The sequence below is a fragment of the Streptomyces sp. NPDC030862 genome, from assembly GCF_055571835.1.
The window spans coordinates 322,927-341,155 of record NZ_JBVIEN010000005.1 but is presented as its reverse complement, the minus strand read 5'-3'; the positions used below and the strand labels follow the sequence as shown (position 1 = coordinate 341,155).

21 protein-coding genes are annotated in these 18,229 nt (G+C 73.2%); 14 read left to right on the top strand and 7 right to left on the bottom strand.

The genetic code is table 11. From position 1 onward, the window contains the following. Window positions 1-24: 24 nt before the first annotated feature. Window positions 25-453 carry an ASCH domain-containing protein gene (locus tag ACZ42X_RS16045; RefSeq protein WP_468289585.1) on the top strand — a complete coding sequence of 143 codons (429 nt, stop codon included), beginning with the start codon at window positions 25-27 and terminating at the stop codon, window positions 451-453. Window positions 454-509: 56 nt separating this feature from the next. Then, complete coding sequence (locus tag ACZ42X_RS16040) at window positions 510-896, top strand: VOC family protein (RefSeq protein WP_361422062.1); 387 nt, start codon at window positions 510-512, stop codon at window positions 894-896. Between the two features lie 21 nt (window positions 897-917). Here the strand turns inward: ACZ42X_RS16040 and ACZ42X_RS16035 are convergent, their stop codons facing one another. After that, window positions 918-1,523 (bottom strand): hypothetical protein, encoded by a 606-nt coding sequence (locus tag ACZ42X_RS16035; RefSeq protein WP_468289581.1) that lies wholly within the window; start codon window positions 1,521-1,523, stop codon window positions 918-920. A gap of 106 nt (window positions 1,524-1,629) precedes the next feature. Next, complete coding sequence (locus tag ACZ42X_RS16030) at window positions 1,630-3,285, bottom strand: FAD-binding dehydrogenase (RefSeq protein WP_468289578.1); 1,656 nt, start codon at window positions 3,283-3,285, stop codon at window positions 1,630-1,632. Window positions 3,286-3,372: 87 nt separating this feature from the next. On the opposite strand from ACZ42X_RS16030, the gene ACZ42X_RS16025 reads away from it, so the two are divergent. From ACZ42X_RS16025 to ACZ42X_RS16015, 3 genes are read left to right on the top strand one after another with little or no spacing between them, the layout of a single operon-like run. Then, on the top strand, window positions 3,373-3,993 hold the full coding sequence (locus ACZ42X_RS16025; RefSeq protein WP_468289576.1) for an NUDIX domain-containing protein: 621 nt from the start codon (window positions 3,373-3,375) through the stop codon (window positions 3,991-3,993). A gap of 9 nt (window positions 3,994-4,002) precedes the next feature. Further along, the gene (locus ACZ42X_RS16020; RefSeq protein WP_468289573.1) at window positions 4,003-4,395 is read left to right on the top strand and encodes a YidH family protein; all 393 of its coding nucleotides are present in this window, start codon (window positions 4,003-4,005) and stop codon (window positions 4,393-4,395) included. Further along, a complete protein-coding gene (locus ACZ42X_RS16015; protein WP_361422047.1) occupies window positions 4,395-4,730 on the top strand; it encodes a DUF202 domain-containing protein in 336 nt (111 codons plus the stop codon). Before ACZ42X_RS16020 ends, ACZ42X_RS16015 begins: the two co-directional genes overlap by 1 nt. Window positions 4,731-4,761: 31 nt before the next feature. Here ACZ42X_RS16015 and ACZ42X_RS16010 read toward each other — a convergent pair whose 3' ends face one another. Further along, window positions 4,762-5,697 carry an NADP-dependent oxidoreductase gene (locus ACZ42X_RS16010; RefSeq protein ID WP_468289569.1) on the bottom strand — a complete coding sequence of 312 codons (936 nt, stop codon included), beginning with the start codon at window positions 5,695-5,697 and terminating at the stop codon, window positions 4,762-4,764. A gap of 117 nt (window positions 5,698-5,814) precedes the next feature. On the opposite strand from ACZ42X_RS16010, the gene ACZ42X_RS16005 reads away from it, so the two are divergent. After that, window positions 5,815-6,114 (top strand): hypothetical protein, encoded by a 300-nt coding sequence (locus ACZ42X_RS16005; RefSeq protein WP_468289566.1) that lies wholly within the window; start codon window positions 5,815-5,817, stop codon window positions 6,112-6,114. Window positions 6,115-6,156: 42 nt separating this feature from the next. Here ACZ42X_RS16005 and ACZ42X_RS16000 read toward each other — a convergent pair whose 3' ends face one another. Beyond that, window positions 6,157-6,657 (bottom strand): hypothetical protein, encoded by a 501-nt coding sequence (locus ACZ42X_RS16000; protein WP_468289563.1) that lies wholly within the window; start codon window positions 6,655-6,657, stop codon window positions 6,157-6,159. A gap of 128 nt (window positions 6,658-6,785) precedes the next feature. On the opposite strand from ACZ42X_RS16000, the gene ACZ42X_RS15995 reads away from it, so the two are divergent. The 3 genes from ACZ42X_RS15995 (at window position 6,786) to ACZ42X_RS15985 (ending at window position 10,209) form a co-directional block, all read left to right on the top strand. Continuing rightward, window positions 6,786-7,697, top strand: coding sequence for an MBL fold metallo-hydrolase (locus ACZ42X_RS15995; RefSeq protein ID WP_468289561.1), 912 nt, complete (start codon window positions 6,786-6,788; stop codon window positions 7,695-7,697). A 251-nt stretch (window positions 7,698-7,948) separates the two neighbouring features. After that, window positions 7,949-8,977 (top strand): phosphotransferase family protein, encoded by a 1,029-nt coding sequence (locus ACZ42X_RS15990; protein WP_468289558.1) that lies wholly within the window; start codon window positions 7,949-7,951, stop codon window positions 8,975-8,977. A gap of 8 nt (window positions 8,978-8,985) precedes the next feature. Next, window positions 8,986-10,209: an acyl-CoA dehydrogenase family protein gene (locus tag ACZ42X_RS15985; protein WP_468289555.1), complete on the top strand. Its 1,224-nt coding sequence runs from the start codon at window positions 8,986-8,988 to the stop codon at window positions 10,207-10,209. A gap of 10 nt (window positions 10,210-10,219) precedes the next feature. Here ACZ42X_RS15985 and ACZ42X_RS15980 read toward each other — a convergent pair whose 3' ends face one another. The 3 genes from ACZ42X_RS15980 to ACZ42X_RS15970 all read right to left on the bottom strand — a co-directional run bounded on the left by ACZ42X_RS15980 (window position 10,220) and on the right by ACZ42X_RS15970 (window position 13,315). Next, window positions 10,220-10,813 (bottom strand): TetR/AcrR family transcriptional regulator, encoded by a 594-nt coding sequence (locus ACZ42X_RS15980; RefSeq protein ID WP_361422023.1) that lies wholly within the window; start codon window positions 10,811-10,813, stop codon window positions 10,220-10,222. Between the two features lie 79 nt (window positions 10,814-10,892). Next, window positions 10,893-12,551, bottom strand: coding sequence for a class I adenylate-forming enzyme family protein (locus tag ACZ42X_RS15975; RefSeq protein WP_468289551.1), 1,659 nt, complete (start codon window positions 12,549-12,551; stop codon window positions 10,893-10,895). After that, the gene (locus ACZ42X_RS15970) at window positions 12,548-13,315 is read right to left on the bottom strand and encodes an SDR family oxidoreductase (protein WP_468289548.1); all 768 of its coding nucleotides are present in this window, start codon (window positions 13,313-13,315) and stop codon (window positions 12,548-12,550) included. The genes ACZ42X_RS15975 and ACZ42X_RS15970 overlap by 4 nt, the downstream gene beginning before the upstream one ends. Before the next feature lie 161 nt (window positions 13,316-13,476). Between ACZ42X_RS15970 and ACZ42X_RS15965 the strand changes: the two genes are divergently transcribed. From ACZ42X_RS15965 to ACZ42X_RS15945, 5 genes are all read left to right on the top strand, one after another. Further along, entirely contained in the window at window positions 13,477-14,724 is a 1,248-nt protein-coding gene (locus tag ACZ42X_RS15965) for an exo-beta-N-acetylmuramidase NamZ family protein (RefSeq protein ID WP_468289545.1), read from the top strand. A gap of 257 nt (window positions 14,725-14,981) precedes the next feature. Next, window positions 14,982-15,623, top strand: coding sequence for a hypothetical protein (locus ACZ42X_RS15960; RefSeq protein ID WP_468289542.1), 642 nt, complete (start codon window positions 14,982-14,984; stop codon window positions 15,621-15,623). Window positions 15,624-15,776: 153 nt separating this feature from the next. Continuing rightward, window positions 15,777-16,505, top strand: a complete 729-nt coding sequence (locus ACZ42X_RS15955) for a 3-keto-5-aminohexanoate cleavage protein (RefSeq protein WP_468289538.1) — start codon at window positions 15,777-15,779, stop codon at window positions 16,503-16,505. Window positions 16,506-16,611: 106 nt separating this feature from the next. Next, window positions 16,612-17,682 (top strand): RNA ligase (ATP), encoded by a 1,071-nt coding sequence (locus tag ACZ42X_RS15950; protein ID WP_468289536.1) that lies wholly within the window; start codon window positions 16,612-16,614, stop codon window positions 17,680-17,682. A 105-nt stretch (window positions 17,683-17,787) separates the two neighbouring features. Next, a complete protein-coding gene (locus tag ACZ42X_RS15945; protein ID WP_468290148.1) occupies window positions 17,788-18,213 on the top strand; it encodes an Hsp20/alpha crystallin family protein in 426 nt (141 codons plus the stop codon). The last annotated feature ends 16 nt before the right edge of the window (window positions 18,214-18,229 follow it).

Genomic DNA, 18,229 nt, shown 5'->3' with positions numbered 1-18,229 from the left:
GACACGCGTGCCAGACTGGCCCGCATGTCTTCCGCCCGCACCCCGCTGCCGCCGTATCTCCTCGCCTTCCCGGGGCCGTTGCGGGACCGGCTGGTCGCCGCCGTGCTCTCGGGCGAGAAGGTCTCGACGACCGGGCTGCTGGTCGAGTACGAGGCCGAGGGCGAGGAACTCCCGCCGGTGGGCGAGCGGTCGGCGCTCATCGACTCCGACGGCCGCGAGGTCGCGGTGCTGGAGCTGACCGAGGTGCGGGTGCTGCCGCTCGGCGAGGTCGACCTGCGGCACGCGCTCGACGAGGGCGAGGGCTACCGCTCGGTCGCCGAGTGGCGGGCCGGGCACGAGCGGTTCTGGCACAGCGCCGAGATGCGCGAGGCGCTCGGGGACCCGGAGTTCACGGTGGACGACACGACGATGATCGTCGCCGAGCGCTTCCGGGTGGTGGAGGTACGGACGTGACGGCCGCTTCTGCGTTCCGAGGGCGGGGCGCGGCCCGTCGGGCATAGGCTGCGCCCATGGTGCATGTACTGGGCAGCCGCATCCTGTTGAGCCCCGTGGACCCGCAGCGCTCACGCGACTTCTACGGCGGGGCGCTGGGGCTCGCGGTCTACCGCGAGTTCGGTACCGGGCCCGAGCGGGGCACGGTGTACTTCCTCGGCGGCGGGTTCCTCGAACTCTCCGGCCGCTCGGACGCCCCGCCCTCCCCCGGCATGCGGCTGTGGCTCCAGGTCGCCGATGTGCACGCCGCGTACGAGGAGTTGCGCGGGCGTGGAGTGGAGGTGCTGCGGCCGCCGCTGAAGGAGCCGTGGGGGCTGGTCGAGATGTGGATCGCCGACCCGGACGGGGTGCGCATCGCGGTGGTGGAGGTACCGGAGGACCATCCGCTGCGCTACCGGCCCTGACCGGGGGCGGGGGCGGGGGCGTCAGCCGCTGAGCGGAAGCTTCCAGCGGGCGGCTTCACGGCCCGGGTAGCCGTCGGTGACGGAGGTTTCGAAGACCACCGCGTCCGCGTCGGCGGAGACGTTGATCCGGACCGGTACCGTGACCTGCTCGCCTCGCGCGAGCGTCTCGGGGAACCAGTCCTCGCCGGTGCGGGGGGCCTCCTGGTTGACGGCCAGTTCGGCGCCGTAGCCCGAGGTGCCGCCCTGCTCCGTGATCTCGTCGAACGCGTCGATCCCGAGTGTCTTGTCGCTGTCGTTGGCGTACGTGACCGAGAACTCGAAGGTCACCTGACCCGGCCTGCGGTCGTCGTTCGGCACGGGCGGGATGCGCCGTGCCGCGCTGACGGTGGCGCGCACGCCGTCCTCGTACCGTGCCGTGTGCCCCGGCTCGAGGGTGTAAGGGGCGTCGCCCACCAGGTCGATGCTCGCCGCGTCCTTCGATGCCGCCAGGGACCACTCCAGGTAGACGGCTCCCGCCACGACCACGCACAGGACCGTGAGGACGGTGCCGCCGATCCCCCAGGCGAGGAAGCGGACGAAGGAACGCAGGGGCGTACGGGCCTCGGGGAGGACTGGGGCGTTGGTCATGCTGCAGACGTTAGGGGCGCGGCCGGGCCGCCGGCCTGCGGTGGAGTACTCAATTCCGCGTGGGCGACGTACTCAGGCGCCCTCGTGGGACGCCGGCGGACCGCCCTCAGCCGACCGCCCTCGCCGCCGCGCGGCCCGCCGTACGGCCGGAGAAGAGGCAGCCGCCGAGGAAGGTGCCCTCCAGGGAGCGGTAGCCGTGGACGCCGCCGCCGCCGAACCCGGCGGCCTCACCGGCCGCGTACACGCCGGGCAGCGGGGTGCCGTCCGGGGCGAGGACGCGGGAGGAGAGGTCGGTCGCCAGGCCGCCGAGGGACTTGCGGGTGAGGATGTTGAGCCGGACGGCGACCAGCGGGCCGGCCTTGGGGTCGAGGATGCGGTGGGGTGCGACCGTGCGGATCAGCCGGTCGCCGAGGTACTTGCGGGCTCCGCGGATCGCCGTCACCTGGAGGTCCTTGGTGAAGGGGTTGGCGATCTCCCGGTCGCGGGCGACGATCTCGCGGCGCAGCGCGGCCTCTTCGATGAGCGGTTCCCCGGTGAGCGCGTTCATGGAGCGCACCAGGGAGGGCAGGTCCCGCTCGACGACGAAGTCGGCGCCGTGGTCCATGAAGGCCTTGACCGGCCCGGGCACGTCGGCGCGGGCGCGGTCGAGGACGCCGCGTACGGACTTGCCGGTCAGGTCCGGGTTCTGCTCGGAGCCGGAGAGGGTGAACTCCTTGCCGATGATGCGCTGGTTGAGGACGAACCAGGTGTGGCCGTGCCCGGACCGCATGATGTGTTCCAGGGTGCCGAGCGTGTCGAAGCCGGGGAAGAGCGGCACGGGCAGGCGGCGGCCGCGGGCGTCCAGCCACAGGGATGACGGACCGGGCAGGATGCGGATGCCGTGCCGGGCCCAGATGGGGTTCCAGTTCTCGATGCCCTCGGTGTAGTGCCACATCCGGTCGCGGTTGACGTGGTGGGCGCCGGCCTTCTCCGCGATGCCGAGCATCAGGCCGTCGACGTGGGCCGGCACGCCCGAGAGCAGCTTCTCGGGCGGGGTCCCGAGCCGCTCCGGCCAGTGGGCGCGGACGAGGTCGTGGTTGCCGCCGATGCCGCCCGAGGTGACGATCACCGCCTGGGCCCGGTACTCGAACGCCCCCGTGACGCCGCGGCTGCTGGCGGTGCCGCGCTCGGCGTCCGACGGCTCCAGGATCTCGCCGCTGACGGTGTCGACGGAGCCCGCGGTGCGGCCGAGGGCGGTGACGCGGTGCCGGAACGCCGGCCGTACGAGCCCCTTGGCGACGCCCGCGCGGACTCGGCGCTCGAAGGGGGCGAGGAGGCCGGGGCCGGTACCCCAGGTGATGTGGAAGCGCGGCACCGAATTGCCGTGGCCGGTGGCGTCGTAGCCGCCGCGCTCGGCCCAGCCGACGACCGGGAAGAACCGGACCCCCTGCCGGTACAGCCAGGGGCGCTTCTCGCCGGCCGCGAAGTCGACGTACGCCTCGGCCCACTTGCGGGGCCAGTGGTCCTCGGGGCGGTCGAAGCCGGCCGTGCCGAGCCAGTCCTGGAGGGCGAGGTCGCGGCTGTCCCGGATGCGCATCCGGCGCTGCTCGGGCGAGTCGACGAAGAAGAGGCCGCCGAAGGACCAGTGGGCCTGGCCGCCGATCGACTGCTCCGGCTCCTGGTCGATGAGGATGACGCTGCGCCCCGCGTCGACGAGCTCGGCGGTGGCGGTCAGGCCGGCGAGGCCCGCCCCGATCACGATCACATCAGCGTCGTACGCCATGGGCCTCTTCCTTGTCGGCGCCGGCAGGTGTTCCGATCTTCGGTACGCGCGAGTAACACGTCAACCGCACGGACCGATAATGTCCCCATGACTCCCGAGACACCCGCGACTCCGGGGACCCCCGCACCGCCCGCGACGCCCGCGACGCCCGCGACCTCCGCGACCTCCGCGACCTCCGCGACCTCCGCCGACGAGATCCTGGACGTCGTCGACGAGAACGACGTGGTGGTGGGGCAGGCGCCGCGCGGCGAGGTGTACGCGCGGGGCCTGCGCCACCGCTGCGCGTTCATCCTGGTGCGGGATGCCGAGGACCGGATCTTCGTGCACCGCCGGACGGCCACCAAGCTGGTCTTCCCCTCGATGTACGACATGTTCGTCGGCGGTGTCGTCGGCGCGGGCGAGAGCTACGACGAGGCGGCGCTGCGCGAGGCGGAGGAGGAGCTGGGCGTGCGCGGCCTGCCCCGGCCGACGCCGCTCTTCCGGTTCCTGTACGGGGAGGGCGGCGGGCACGGGTCCTGGTGGTCGGCCGTCTACGAGGTGCGGTGCACGCTCCCTGTGGCGCCGCAGCCGGAGGAGGTGGCCTGGCACGCCTTCCTGCCGGAGGAGGAGGTGCGGGCGCGGCTGGCCGACTGGCCGTGGGTGCCGGACGGCGCCGCCGCGTACGCGCGCCTGCTGGCCCATCGGGCGGCCGACGACCCGGCCCGTTAATGTGATCATGTGAGCGATTTCGTGCGAGGACTGCGGCTGTGGATCTCGCCGCGGCGGATCCGGGACGAGGGCGACACGCCGGACTACCGCTTCTCCCTCGCCAACGAGCGCACCTTCCTCGCCTGGATACGCACCGCGCTCGCGCTCGTCGGCGGCGGCTTCGCCGTCGACCAGTTCCTGCCCGATCTGCGGTGGGGCGTACGGGTCGGGATGGCGCTCGCGCTGCTGGCCGCCGGGGCGCTGTGCGCCCTGCGGGCGGTGAACCACTGGGTGCGGTGCGAGCGGGCGATGCGGCGCGGCGAGGACCTGCCGATGAGCCGGTTCCCGGCACTCCTGAGCATCGCCGTGGGGGTGGTCGCCGGCGCGATGGTGATGGTCGTGCTGTTCGGCTGGCGGGGCTGATGGCGGCGCGCCCCGGGGCGGCGGGTGAGGCCGAGGAGCGGGACCCCGGCCTGCAGCCGGAGCGGACGCGGCTCGCATGGCGGCGTACCACGCTGTCGGCGACGGTCGCCGCGGTGCTGGCCGCCAAGCAGGCGCTGCACGACGACGTCACCGCGGGCGGCCTGGTGGGGGCGGCCCTGTCGCTGCTGGTCTGGCTGGCGTTCCTGGGTGTGGCGCACCGCCGGATGCGGGCCCTGGACGCCGTCCGGCCCCGGTCGCTGGCGCCGCGGGGCGCGGTCGCGGCGGCGGTCTGCACGGTCGCGCTCGCCGCGTTCGCGGTGGCGGTGGTGGTGTGAGGGGCCGCTCCGCCCTGTCGGTCCGGCCGTCCTACTCCGTCCAGTCCACGGTGACGACGACCTTGCCGCCGAGGCCGCCCTCCCTGTTCGCCCGCTGCGCCTCGGCGGCCTGCTCCAGCGGGAACGTCTTGGCGACCCGTACGGCCAGCGCCCCCTGGTCCGCCAGTTCCGCGAGGGCCGCCAGGTCCGCCGGGTCCGGGCGCACCCAGCAGTAGCGGCCGCCCAGGCCGACCACCTCGCCGTCCGCGATGGAGGCGAGGCGCCCTTCGGGGGCCAGCAGGTTCGCCGAGTCCTTGAGGGCCTGGCCGCCGAGGGTGTCGAAGGCCGCGTCGACGCCGTGCGGCGCCAGGGCCTTGACCCGGCGCGTGAAGCCGTCGCCGTACGGCACCGGCTCGGCGCCCAGCTCGCGGACCCGTTCCTCGCCCGGTCCGCGTGCGGCGCCGATGACGCGGGCGCCGAGGTGGCGGGCGATCTGGACGGCCATGGAGCCGACTCCCCCGGAGGCCGCGTGCACCAGCACGGTCTCGCCGGGCCGCACCTGGAGGGCCCTGGTCAGCACCTGGTAGGCGGTCAGTCCGGCCAGCGGGAGGCCCGCCGCCTCTTCGAAGCCCAGGCTGCGGGGCTTGCGCGCCAGGGTCCGTACGGGCGCGGCGACGTACTCGGCGAAGGTGCCGTGCCACAGGACGTCCTCGCGGACGTACCCCATGACCTCGTCGCCGACCCCGAACTCGGTGACGGCGATCCCCGGCTGGACGACCACACCGGACACGTCCCACCCGGGGATCACCGGGAAGACGGCGTCCATGGCCGTGTCCATGTAGCCGGCCTGCACCTTCCAGTCGACCGGGTTCACGGCCGCGGCGCGCACCTTGACGAGCACCATGTCCGGCCCGACCTTGGGGTCGGGATGCTCACCGAACTCCAGGACCTCGGGGCCGCCGTAACGGCTGTAGCTGATCGCCTTCATGATCCGACCCTCGGGTCCGCTCCGCGCCCGCGCAAGCCGAAACAGACCGACTATGACAAAACGGATTAGCCTGGAAGTGTCATCGACCCTCCGCACAGGCTCCCCGGGGGTTCCGCCATGACCGTCCCGCCCCACCACGAACACCTGGTCCACGAGCACGCGCACAGCCCGGCCTGCGGGCACGAGGCCGTCGCGCACAACGACCATCTCGACTACGTCCACGACGGGCATCTGCACCGCGAGCACGCGGGCCACTGGGACGAGTGCGAACCCGGCGAGCACATCGCCCACAGCGGGCACGCCCACGAGCACGGCAGGGGCTGCGGGCACCCGGCCGTCGCGCACGGCGACCACGTCGACTACGTCCACGAGGGGCACCGGCACGCCGCCCACGGCGGGCACTGGGACGACCACTGACGACTACCGAGGGAGCGCCCGGGTTGCCAGGTGCGGGTGGGGTCAGCGGTGGGCGGGGGCCTCGGTGATCCTCACCCGCTGCGGGGCGTCCCGGGGGAACGTCCAGATGCGGCCCGCCGCGCTGGTGGCGGTCACCGAGGCGGCGTCCAGGGCGACTTCGGTGAACGGGTCGGAGGAGCAGGAGACCGCCAGCCACTCCAGGGCGCCCTCGTCGTCGTCCCGCGCCAGGGCCACCCAGCCGATGCTCCCGTGGTCCACCCCCTCGCCGCTCAGGGCACGGCTTCCGCCGTAGGCGCACGAGGCGAGCGTGCTGTCGATGCTCGTCCAGTCCACCGGCGTCCACGCGGTGGCGCGCAGGACCTCCCACCACCGCCAGTCCTCGGCCCGGGGGTCGTCCCGCCGGTCGGGCGGCGAGAACCGCATCAGGGTCATCACCGACAGGGAGCCGTCGGCGAACACGATGAAGTCCCCGTAGGGCGCCTCGCGCGCACTCCAGCGTTCGGGTACCTGGTTGGTGCCGGCCATCGCGTCGAAGGAGCTCACGCCCACCATGATGGCAGCGTGTGGCGGTTCGCCGGACGAGAGGGCTCCGGCCGGGGCTCTCTTCTCCGTGTCCGGGGTCAACTGGCAGGCTCTGTCCGAGAAGTCGGCCACGACCCCTGGAGCGCCCGGTGCCCGCCACCGATCCGTACACCGTCCCACTCGCCCCCGGCGTACACGCCTACGTCCAGCCGGACGGCGGCTGGTGCCTCAACAACGCCGGTTTCGTCAGCGACGGCGAGACCACCGTCCTCGTCGACACCGCCGCCACCGAGCGGCGCGCCCTGTGGTTGCGCGAAGCGCTGCGGGAACACGGTGCCCCGCTGCCGCGGTTCGTGGTCAACACGCACCACCACGGGGACCACACGTACGGCAACTCCGTCTTCACGCCCGGCGCGACGGTCGTCGGCCACGAGGCCTGCCGGCGGGAGGTGCTCGCGGCGGGGAGGCAGCTGCACCTGGTGTGGCCGCAGACCGACTTCGGCGACATCGACGTCACCGCGCCCTCGCTCACGTACGAGGACCGGCTCACGCTGCACGTGGGGTCCACGGAGGTGGAGCTGATCCATCCCGGCGTGGCGCACACGCCCGGGGACACGATCGTGCATCTGCCCGGGCAGTCCGTCGTCTTCACGGGCGACCTCGTCTTCGAGGGCGGTACGCCGTTCCTGGCGTCCGGCTCGCTGCGCGGGTCGCTGCGCGCCGTGGAACTGCTGCGCTCGCTGGGTGCGCGCACCGTGGTGCCCGGGCACGGCCCGCTCACGGATGCGTCGGCGTACGACGCGACCGAGCGCTATCTCCGGTACGTCGCCGAGCTCGCCGAGAAGGGGCGGACGAAGGGGCTGACGCCCCTGGAGGTGGCCCGCGAGGCGGATCTGGGCGAGTTCGCCGCGTGGCGCGAGAGCGAGCGGCTGGTGGCGAACGTGCACCGGGCGTACGCGGAACTCGACGGCGAGCCGGAGGGCTCGCCGCTCGACATAGCCGCCGTCTTCGGGGACATGACGGCGATGAACGGCGGCGTGCCGGTCGCCTGCCACGCCTGAGCGGGGACGGCGCGGGGCCGCCGGTTCACCGGCGCGGCACGGGGGCGTGACCCACATGGGGTCGACTCTCCGCGTCGTCGCGCTCGTGCAGCGTGCCGTCGTCGTCCAGCCGGCGGCGTGTGAAGCGCCGCCGGGCCAGAGGTCAGGCAGGCGCTTTCGGACCCCGACGGGCCCGGCACTGGACGACATACCGACTGGTCGGTCATGCTGCTCCGTACGACACCGGTTCCTTCGCCCCGGAGGTGCGAACGATGAGCGCAGTCCATCCGCCAGGTCTCGACCCCGAGCAGTTGCGCGGCTTCCTCGACCGCGAGCGGCCCGGACTGGTGAGCGGACCGCTCGGCGCCCGCGTCGTGGAGGGAGGCCGGTCGAACCTCACGTACGTCGTCACCGACGGCACCGGCCAGTGGGTCGTGCGCCGACCGCCCCTGGGGCACGTCCTCGCCACCGCGCACGACATGAAGCGCGAACACCGGGTCATCAGCGCCCTGCACCCGACGGCGGTGCCGGTGCCGGAGCCGGTGGTGCTCTGCGAGGACGAGTCGGTGCTCGGAGCGCCGTTCTACGTCATGGAGTTCGTGAGCGGCACGCCGTACCGCACGGCGGAGCAGCTCGCCCCCCTCGGCCCCGAGCGCACGCGCGCCGCGCTCCTCGGGCTCGTCGACACGCTGGTCGAGCTGCACGCCGTGGACCCGGAGGCGGTGGGCCTCGGCGACTTCGGACGTCCCGACGGCTTCCTGGACCGGCAGCTGCGCCGCTGGGGCAAGCAGCTGGACGCCTCGCGCAGCCGCGAGCTGGCCGGGATCGACGAGCTGCACGCCACGCTGGGGCGCCGGCTCCCGGCCTCGCCCGCCGCCACCGTCGTCCACGGCGACTACCGCCTCGACAACGTCCTGCTGGGCGAGGACGACCGCGTCAACGCCGTACTGGACTGGGAGATGTCCACGCTCGGCGACCCGCTCACGGACGTGGGGCTGCTGTCGATGTACAGCGTCCGGCTGGACCTGCCGGGCTCGCCCATCTCCACCACGGCCGCCGCCCCCGGCCACCCCTCGCCCGCCGAGCTGATCGAGCGGTACGCCGAGCGCTCCGGCCGCGACGTCTCCGCCCTCCCCTGGTACACGGCGTTCGCCTGGTTCAAGCTCGCCGTGATCCTGGAGGGCATCCACTACCGCTACACGCTCGGGCAGACCGTCGGGGCCGGCTTCGACCGGATCGGCGAGCTGGTCCCCGTCTTCATCGAGCACGGCCTGACCACCCTCCGCCGCCAGGAAGGCTGACGCACCCCATGGACTTCGCATTCGACACGCGCACCGAGGAGCTGCGGGCCAGGCTGCTGGCCTTCATGGACGAGCACGTGTACCCGGCCGAGGCCGTGGCGCACGCGCAGCGGGCGGAGCTCGCCTCGCCGTGGGACACCCCGCCGGTCGTGGAGGAGCTCAAGGCGGAGGCGCGCAGGCAGGGCCTGTGGAACCTCTTCCTGCCGGACACCGAGTACGGGGCCGGGCTGACGAACCTGCAGTACGCGCCGCTTGCCGAGATCACCGGCCGTTCGCCCCAGCTGGCGCCCACCGCGCTGAACTGCGCGGCGCCCGACACCGGGAACATGGAGGTGCTGGCGCAGTTCGGCGACGAGCGGCAGCGGAAGCAGTGGCTGGAGCCGCTGCTGGCCGGGGAGATCCGTTCCGCGTTCGCGATGACGGAGCCGGAGGTGGCCTCGTCCGACGCGACGAACATCGAGACCCGGATCGAGCGGGCCCCCGACGGAGCGGCCGAGTACGTCGTCACCGGCCGCAAGTGGTACATCTCCGGGGCGATGAACCCGGACTGCAAGATCTTCATCGTCATGGGCAAGACCGACCCGGACGGCGAGGACATCCGGCGTCAGCAGTCCATGATCCTCGTCCCGCGCGACACCCCCGGTGTCCAGGTGCGGCGCGCGATGCAGGTGTACGGGTACGAGGACCACTCCCACGGCGGCCACGCCGAGGTGGTCTTCGACGGCGTCCGCGTCCCGGCCGCGAACCTCATCGGGGAGGAGGGCGGCGGCTTCGCCATCGCCCAGGCGCGGCTCGGGCCCGGCCGGATCCACCACTGCATGCGGCTGATCGGCATGGCCGAGCGGGCCATCGAGCTGATGTGCCGCCGGGCGGTGTCCCGTACGGCCTTCGGCAAGCCACTGGCCGCGCAGGGCCAGGTGGGGGCGTGGATCGCGGACGCCCGGGTGACGGTCGAGCAGCTGCGGCTGCTGGTGCTGAAGACGGCCTGGCTGATGGACACGGTGGGCAACCGGGGGTCGCACACCGAGATCCAGGCCATCAAGATCGCCACCCCGCGCGCGGTGGTGGACATCATCGACAAGGCCGTCCAGCTCCACGGCGCGGGCGGCGTCAGCCAGGACTTCCCGCTCGCCGAACTGTGGGCCGCGGCGCGGACGCTGAAGCTGGCGGACGGGCCGGACGAGGTGCACCAGCGGTCGCTGGCCCGCCGGGAGCTGAAGAAGTACGCCTAGGAGACCCGGTTTACGGCCGCAGGGCCCTCAGCAGGAGGTCGGCCAGGTGGTCGGCCACCTGCTGGGGGGTGAGCGGCCCGTCCGGGCGGTACCAGGTGGACAGGTGGTGGACGGAGCCGAAGTGGTAGTCCACCACCAGGTCCGCCGGGGTGGCGGAGGAGAAGACGCCGGCGGCCTGTCCCTCCTCGATGAGCGCCCGGAACCGCTCGTGGTAGCGGCGCCGCTCGGCCCGTACCTGCTTGTTCTTCTCCGGGCTCAGGTGGTGCATGGAGCGGAAGAAGATGGACGCGTCGTCGAGGTTCTCGATGGTGGTGACCACCACGTCGGCGGCGGCGTCGCGCAGCCGCTCCTCCACGGGCGCGTCGGCGTCCGCGAAGGCGTCCAGCCGCTCCTGCTGCAGCCGCAGCACGCGTGCGTAGACCTCCTGGAGGAGGTCCTCCTTGGAGCCGAAGTAGTGGTAGAGCGCGCCCTTGGTGACGCCGGCCGACTCGACGATCTCCTGGACGGAGGTGCGGTCGTACCCCTGCTCGGCGAAGAGCCGGGTGGCGGTGGCCAGCAGCCTCTGGGGGACGGGGGTGCCGCTCCCGTCCGTCGTCCTGGCCATGTGCCGCCACCTCTCTCGTGTCACTCGGGTCGCTCGGGTCTCTCGGCTCGTCCGTCGGATGTCCGGATCTCGACGGCGCCTACGCGGGTGAACGCAGTTCCCGCCTGAGGATCTTCCCACTCGTCGTCTTGGGCAGCTCCGGCAGGATCTCGACCTCGCGGGGATATTTGTACGCCGCCAGGCGCTGCTCGCAGTAGGCGGAGAGCTCGGCCGGCTCGGCGGCGGCGCCCGGGCGCAGGCTGACGTACGCCTTGACCGTCTCGCCCCGGTACGCGTCGGGGACGCCGACGACGGCAGCCTCGCGCACCGCGGGATGGCCGTAGAGCACGTCCTCGACCTCGCGCGGCCAGACCTTGAAGCCGGACGCGTTGATCATGTCCTTCTTGCGGTCGACGACGTACAGCCAGCCGTCCGGGTCCATGAAGCCGATGTCGCCGGTGCGCAGTTCGCCATCCGGGAAGGCCTCGGCGGTGGCCTCGGGGAGCCGCCAGTAGCCGGGGACCACCTGGGGGCCGCGCACGGCGATCTCGCCGGGCTCCCCGAACGGCACCTCCCGGCCGTTCTCGTCCAGGATGCGGACGACCGTGTCGGGGCCCGGGACGCCGACCGAGAGGGTGCCGGACGCCGGGTCGACGGGGGCCTCCTTCTCGGGGGGTACGGAGGCGCAGGGGGCGGTGCACTCGGTCAGGCCGTAACCGTTGCGGATGTACGGGCCGAAGCCGGCGCGGAACTTCTCGACCAGGGCCGGGGGCAGCGGCGCGCCGCCCGAGGAGATCACCCGGAAGGAGGCGAAGTGGTCCGGCGTGGCCGAGGGGTGGGCGGCCAGCGCCATGAAGGCGGTGGAGGGGCCCACGGTGTAGGCCGGGCGGTGCTCGGCGAAGGCGTCGAGGACGACGCCCGCCTCGAAGCGGTACGTGAGGACGAGGGTGCCGGCGTTGGCGACGCAGGCGCCGAGTTCGCAGACCATGCCGGTGATGTGGAACAGCGGCGCGAGCGCGAAGTAGGCGGCGCCCTCGGCGATGGGGTGGCCGGCGCGCTGCCGTTCGGCGTTGTACGTGATGCCGCCGTGCAGGTTCATGGCGCCCTTGGGCGTGCCGCTGGTGCCGGAGGTGTAGCTGATGAGCGCCACGTCGGCGGCGCCGAGGTCCCGCCCCTCGGGCGCCGGGTGGCCGGCGCGGGCGACGGCGGTGAGGTCGTCGGTGTCGGCGGGCGCGGGGAGCCGCTCGAATCCGAGCACCCGCGGGTCGTCGCGGGTCTGGAGGTCCTTCTCGCACGCGGTGAGGGCGACGCGTACGGAGGAGCCGGCGGCCGTGTCGCGCAGGTACGCCTCCCAGGCGCGGTCCGCGCAGAGCAAGGCGGTGGCCCCGGAGTCCTTCAGGACGTGGGCGACCTCGGCGGACTTGTACATCGGGTTGAGCGGGACGACGGTGGCGCCCGCCTTCCAGGCGCCGAGCAGCGCGAGCACGAAGTGCGGGGTGTTCTGGAGCATGATCGCGACCCGGTCGCCGTGCCGTACGCCGCGGGCGGCGAGGAATCCGGCCACCGAGTCGGAGAGCTCGTCGGTCTCGCGGTAGGTCAGGCGCCCGTCGAAGTAGGCGAGGGCGGTGTGCTCGGGGGCGCGGGCCACGGCCGCGCGGAAGGCGTGTACCACGGTCGGCGCGGGGTCTGTCGGGGCCCGCTGGGCGTCGCTGAGCTGCGCGAGCCACGGCTTGGCCGCGTAGATCGAGGTCGCGGTCACTGTCCGGTGCCCTCCCACTTCTGCTGGATGTGGCTCATATTGTTCAGCCAGCGCTCCGGGTCGCTCGCCCGGGCCCGGTAGTAACCGGCCACCTCGGGGTGGGGCAGGATCAGGAACCGGTCGGCCTCGATGCCGTCGAAGAGCGCGTCGGCGACGTCCTCCGGCTCGATGGCGGTGGGCGCGAGGACGAGTTGGCCGGCCGTTCCGGCGGCGGTGAGCATGTCCGTACGGACGCCCTGCGGGCAGATGGCGTGGACCTTGAGGCCGCGGTGGCGGTAGGTGAGGGAGAGCCATTCGGCGAACGCGTACGCGCCGTGCTTGGAGACGCTGTACGGGGCGGCGCCGACCATGGTGAGCAGCCCGGCCGCGGAGACGGTGGAGACGAAGCGGCCCGCTCCGCGTTCCAGCCAGTCGGGCAGCAGGGCCCGGGCGGCGCGCACGTGGGCCATGACGTTGACGTCCCAGGCGGCCGCCCAGACCTCCTCGTCGGCGAAGGCGTCGCCGGGCGAGGCGAGTCCGGCGTTGGCGCAGTAGACGTCGACGGTGCCGCCGAGCGCCTCGCGGGCCTCGTCGACGATCGCGGAGGCGTCCCCGGGAACGGGCGTGGCACCGATCTCGTCGGCGATGGCCTTGGTGCGGCCCGGGTCGATGTCGTTGACGACGACACGCGCGCCTTCGGCGACGAACCTGCGGGCGAGCGCGGCACCGATGCCGCCGCCCGCTCCGGTGACCACCACGCCCGCGCCCTGGACCGTCGTACTCATCGAGACCCGCCTCTCCGTCGTGATTGTTCGCTGCTCCGAGTCGACAGACTAACCAGTCGGTATGTTCGCTGGGAAGGCCGTGTCGCCCGCCTCGTTCCCTGGGCCGGGTGGGCGCGCTAGCGTGCGAGACCGGATCGGTCGAACGGCACGGAGGTGTGCGGATGAGCGTGTCCAGACGGGGTCTGCTGATCGCCGGCGGCGCGGCGGGGGTGGCGGCGGCCACCGCGCCCGGCAGCGCCACCGCCCACGAGGGCGGCCGCCGGGTGCGGACCGGGTTCGACCGGCTCGCGGCGGACGGGTACGCGGCGCTGGCGGGACAGCGCGTGGGCGTGGTGACCAACCCGACCGGGGTCACGGCCGAGGTGCGGCACATCGTGGACGTGATGCACGCGGACGAACGCGTGGACCTGGTGGCCGTCTTCGGCCCCGAGCACGGCTTCCGGGGGACGGCGCAGGCGGGCGGTTCGGAGGGCCGGTACGACGACCCGGCGACGGGGCTCCCGGTGTACGACACGTACCTGAAGAGCGGGCGGGCGCTGGCGGACGTCTTCGCCGCCTCGGGCGTCGACACGGTGGTGTTCGACATCCAGGACGTGGGCGCGCGCTTCTACACGTACATCTGGACGCTCTACGACTGCATGGTGGCGGCGGAGCTGGCGGGGAAACGTTTCATGGTGCTGGACCGGCCGAACCCGGTGACCGGGCGGGCGGCCCTCGGGCCCGTACTGGACAGGGCGTTCGCGACGTTCGTCGGGCGCGAGCCGATCGCACAGGCGCACGGGATGACGGTGGTGGAGCTGGCGCGGCTGTTCAACGGCGAGTTCCTCGCGCGGCCGGTGGAGCTCGCGACCGTACGGATGGCGGGGTGGCGGCGCAGGGACTTCTTCGGCGCGACGGGCCTGCCGTGGGTGCCGCCGAGCCCCAACATGCCGACGCCGGACACCGCGCTGGTGTACGCGGGGACCTGCCTGTTCGAGGGGACGAACCTCTCCGAGGGGCGGGGCACGACCCGCCCCTTCGAACTGCTCGGCGCGGAGGGCGTCGACCGGCGCTGGGCGGAGGCGGCGAACGCGCTGGAGCTGCCCGGAGTGCGGTTCCGGGAGGCGTACTTCACGCCGACCTTCTCCAAGTTCCAGGGGAAGACGGTGGGCGGGGTGCAGCTGCACGTGGACGACCGGGAGGCGTTCGACCCGGTACGGACGGGGGTCGGACTGCTGGTGACGGCGAAGCGCAGCTGGAGCGGCTTCGCCTGGCGCCCGGACCACTGGATCGACAAGCTCACCGGCTCCGCGAAGGTGCGCACACTGATCGACGCGGGCGCGGGGACGGACGACGTCGTGGCTGCCTGGGAGGCGGACCTGGCGGCCTTCCGGGCGGTACGGCAGCGGTACTTGGCGTACCGCCGGTAGGGGATCCTCCCGTCGGCCGTGCCCCCTGGGCAGCCCCCTGCCCGTCGGCAGGAGCCCTCCGCCCCAGGACGAGGCGGGCGTCGGCAGGTGACCGGCCGTCACCTCGCGGCGCCGAGGCCGCCCCATGCGGCGCGGCGGGCACGTTTCGCGCCAGATGTACCGATGATGGCTCCCATCCGTTTTTCGATGGAGCCGATGCGGGCACTCGTACGTCCATTCATCGACGCCGAAGTACGAGCGACGGAGGTGGCAGTGCGATGGCCGGTTTCCGCAGTCTTGCGAGACAAGTACGCGACCCGGGATGCGATCTGGCGCTGCGGCGGTATTCGCTGCGCAAGTGCCTGGAGCGGTTCGCCCCTTACGGGCACCGCGCCACATGGGACCACCTGTGCAGCAGGCACAGGTTCGGGCCCGAGGACCGGGCGCCGGATCCGGCGCGGCTGGTGGCCGCGCTCGACGAGGTGGAGGAGGCGCGGGCCGTGTGGCTCGCGTACGAGGAGGAGTTCGCGGCGCGCCGCAAGCGCGAGAAGCACGACGGGCTGCGCCGGCCGGGCTGGTTCGACGACTGGCACCGGCGCACCTGGGGCGGTAACGGCATCCTCCGGTGCGACGATCCGTCGCTGCATCCGGTCCTGCCGATGGCGGACGGCCTGCGCCGGCTGATCGCGGCGCTGGAGTCGGCGCCCGGGGACGACTGCCCGGTGTGCGCGGACGACCGGATCGTGTGGCGGCCGGAGCTGAGCGCGGAACCGTGGTTCGGGCCCGTCTGCACGGGCTGCGGGATCGTGGTGCCGCAGCCCGTGCTGACTTCCGAGGCGCTGGCGGCGGCCAAGCGGCGGATGCGGCCGGGGGCACGGACGGAGTCGCGGCCGCGCAGGGAACTCGTGTCGGTGGGGTGAGACGATCGGACACAACGGGGCAACGGGGGATACACGGGGTACGGGGGCGCACGGCCGCGGGGGCGTGGTGCGCCGGGCCGGGGTGGGGTCCCGGCACCGGCGGCGACGCCGGTGCACCGGTCCGTTGTCAGTGGCGGGTGCCACCATCGAGACATGATCCAGGTCTGTCTCAACGGGGCCCGCGGAGCCGGTGATTCCGCGGCCGTGCCCATGTCTCCGGCGTCCATGGCCGAGTCGGCGGCCGGTGCCGTGGCGGCCGGCGCCGCCGAGGTGCACGTGCATCCCAAGACTCCGTGCGGCCACGACACGCTGTCGGCACGCGTGCTGGCGCCCGTCCTCACGGCGATACGGGACGCGGTGGACGTACCGGTCGGGGTGACCACCGGCGCGTGGGCCGAGCCCGACCCGGTGCGCCGCGTGGAGCGGGTGCGCTCGTGGACGGTGCTGCCCGACCACGCTTCGGTCAACTGGGACGAGCCCGGCGCCGAGGAGGTCGCGGCCGCGCTGCTGGAGCGCGGAGTGGGCGTGGAGGCGGGCATCCGGTCGGGTACGGACGCGGCACGCCGCTTCCTGGCCTCTCCCCTGGCGCCCCGCGTGACGCGGGTGCTGGCCGAGGTGGCGGACCCGGACCCCACGACCGCGCCGGCCACGGCCCGGGCCCTGCTGGACGAGCTGGGCGCGGCCCACGGCGTACCGGTGCTGCTGCACGGCGAGGACGGCGGGGCGTGGCCCGTGGCGCGGCTGGCGATACGCCTGAGGCTGGACACCCGCATCGGCCTGGAGGACACCCTGCTCCTGCCGGACGGGCGGCCCGCCCGGTCCAACGCCCAGCTGGTGGAGGCGGTTCGGCGGCTGCGGCTGCGGCTGCCCGGAAGCGCGTGACGCTACCAGCGGGAAAACCGCTGGGCCAGCCGATTCGGCGCCGGAACAGTGTGCGGCGATGCGAAAACACCACTGAACGCACGACGCACCCCGAGGAGCCGCCACCATGTCGACGCTGCGTGTCACCGCCGAACTGCTGACCGTCCACGAGCATCCGAACGCCGACGCCCTGGAGCTGGCCCAAGTGGGCCTGTACCGGGCCGTCGTCGCCAAGGGCGCCTATCGCAGCGGCGACGCCGCCGTGTACATACCGGAGCAGGCCGTGCTGCCGCCCGAGCTCATAGCGGAGCTGGGGCTGACGGGGCGTCTGGCGGGCAAGGCGTCCGACCGCGTCAAGGCGGTGCGGCTGCGCGGGGAGCTGTCGCAGGGCATCGTGTGCCGGCCGCGCGCGCTCGCGGACGTGGACCTGGTGCGTGCCGCCGCCGAGGGGACGGACTTCGCGGAGCTGCTGGGCATCACCAAGTGGGTGCCACCGGTGCCGACGACGATGGACGGCGAGGTGGAGGCGGCGCCCGACCTGCTGCCGTGGGTCGACATCGAGAACGTCCAGCGGTACCCGGACGTCTTCGAGCCGGGCGAACCGGTGGTGCTCACGGAGAAGGTCCACGGCACCGCCTGTCTGGTGACGTACGTCGCCGAGGACGAGCGGGTGTACGTCTCCTCGAAGGGATTCGGCGCCAAGGGGCTGGCGTTGAAGGAGGACCCCGGCAACCTGTACTGGCGGGCCGTGCGCGCGTACGGCGTCCCGGCGGTCGCCGCGCGCCTCGCCGCCCGTCTCGGCGCCACGCGGGTCGGGATCTTCGGCGAGGTGTACGGCGCGGGGGTCCAGGACCTGGCGTACGGCGCGAACGGCCGCGCCGAGCAGGGCGTGGGGTACGCGGTCTTCGACGTGTCGGCCGAGATCGACGGCCGCGTGCGCTGGCTGGGCGCGGACGAGCTGCCGGCCGACGAGCTGCCGCTCGTACCGCGGCTGTACGCGGGGCCGTACGACATCGCGACCGTGCTGGAGCTGGCGACCGGCCGGGAGACGGTGTCGGGGCGGGAACTGCACCTGCGGGAGGGCGTGGTGATCCGGCCGGCCGTGGAGCGGTACAGCCCGGTCGTGGGCGGGCGCGCCATCGCGAAGGCGGTCAGCCCGGCGTACCTGACACGGAAGGGCGGCACCGAATATGAGTGAGGTTTCTTGAGTCTCCTCTTGTCAACTTCGGGATGGCGCGCTATAGAAGGAGATGTAACGGTCAGCACCATCTGTGAGGACATGGAGCAGACAGAGGAGGGACCGATGATGCTGATGCGTACCGACCCCTTCCGTGAGCTCGACCGGCTCACCGAGCGGCTGATGGGCACCGCCGCGCACCCCGCGGCCATGCCGATGGACGCCTACCGCGAGGGAGACGCCTTCGTCGTGCGGCTCGACCTCCCGGGGGTCACACCGGACAGCATCGACCTGGACGTCGAGCGGAACGTCCTCACCGTCCGGGCCGAGCGCCGTACGGCCCCGGAGGAGGGGGCCGAGATGGTGATCGCGGAGCGGCCGGCCGGCACCTTCAGCCGCCAGCTCTTCCTCGGCGAGACCCTGGACACCGACCGTATCGAGGCGTCGTACGACATGGGTGTCCTGACGCTGCGGATCCCGGTCGCCGAACAGGCGAAGCCGCGCAAGATCTCCATCAGCGGCGGCGGCGACCGCAAGGAGATCAGCGGCTGAGCCGGGCGGCGGCCAC

Coding starts and splice junctions, on each gene's coding strand:
- ACZ42X_RS16045 (WP_468289585.1), top strand. CDS start 25: ATGTCTTCCGCCCGCACCCCGCTGCCGCCGTATCTCCTCGCCTTCCCG.
- ACZ42X_RS16040 (WP_361422062.1), top strand. CDS start 510: ATGGTGCATGTACTGGGCAGCCGCATCCTGTTGAGCCCCGTGGACCCG.
- ACZ42X_RS16035 (WP_468289581.1), bottom strand. CDS start 1,523: ATGACCAACGCCCCAGTCCTCCCCGAGGCCCGTACGCCCCTGCGTTCC.
- ACZ42X_RS16030 (WP_468289578.1), bottom strand. CDS start 3,285: ATGGCGTACGACGCTGATGTGATCGTGATCGGGGCGGGCCTCGCCGGC.
- ACZ42X_RS16025 (WP_468289576.1), top strand. CDS start 3,373: ATGACTCCCGAGACACCCGCGACTCCGGGGACCCCCGCACCGCCCGCG.
- ACZ42X_RS16015 (WP_361422047.1), top strand. CDS start 4,395: ATGGCGGCGCGCCCCGGGGCGGCGGGTGAGGCCGAGGAGCGGGACCCC.
- ACZ42X_RS16010 (WP_468289569.1), bottom strand. CDS start 5,697: ATGAAGGCGATCAGCTACAGCCGTTACGGCGGCCCCGAGGTCCTGGAG.
- ACZ42X_RS16005 (WP_468289566.1), top strand. CDS start 5,815: ATGACCGTCCCGCCCCACCACGAACACCTGGTCCACGAGCACGCGCAC.
- ACZ42X_RS15990 (WP_468289558.1), top strand. CDS start 7,949: ATGAGCGCAGTCCATCCGCCAGGTCTCGACCCCGAGCAGTTGCGCGGC.
- ACZ42X_RS15985 (WP_468289555.1), top strand. CDS start 8,986: ATGGACTTCGCATTCGACACGCGCACCGAGGAGCTGCGGGCCAGGCTG.
- ACZ42X_RS15980 (WP_361422023.1), bottom strand. CDS start 10,813: ATGGCCAGGACGACGGACGGGAGCGGCACCCCCGTCCCCCAGAGGCTG.
- ACZ42X_RS15970 (WP_468289548.1), bottom strand. CDS start 13,315: ATGAGTACGACGGTCCAGGGCGCGGGCGTGGTGGTCACCGGAGCGGGC.
- ACZ42X_RS15965 (WP_468289545.1), top strand. CDS start 13,477: ATGAGCGTGTCCAGACGGGGTCTGCTGATCGCCGGCGGCGCGGCGGGG.
- ACZ42X_RS15960 (WP_468289542.1), top strand. CDS start 14,982: ATGGCCGGTTTCCGCAGTCTTGCGAGACAAGTACGCGACCCGGGATGC.
- ACZ42X_RS15955 (WP_468289538.1), top strand. CDS start 15,777: ATGATCCAGGTCTGTCTCAACGGGGCCCGCGGAGCCGGTGATTCCGCG.
- ACZ42X_RS15950 (WP_468289536.1), top strand. CDS start 16,612: ATGTCGACGCTGCGTGTCACCGCCGAACTGCTGACCGTCCACGAGCAT.
- ACZ42X_RS15945 (WP_468290148.1), top strand. CDS start 17,788: ATGATGCTGATGCGTACCGACCCCTTCCGTGAGCTCGACCGGCTCACC.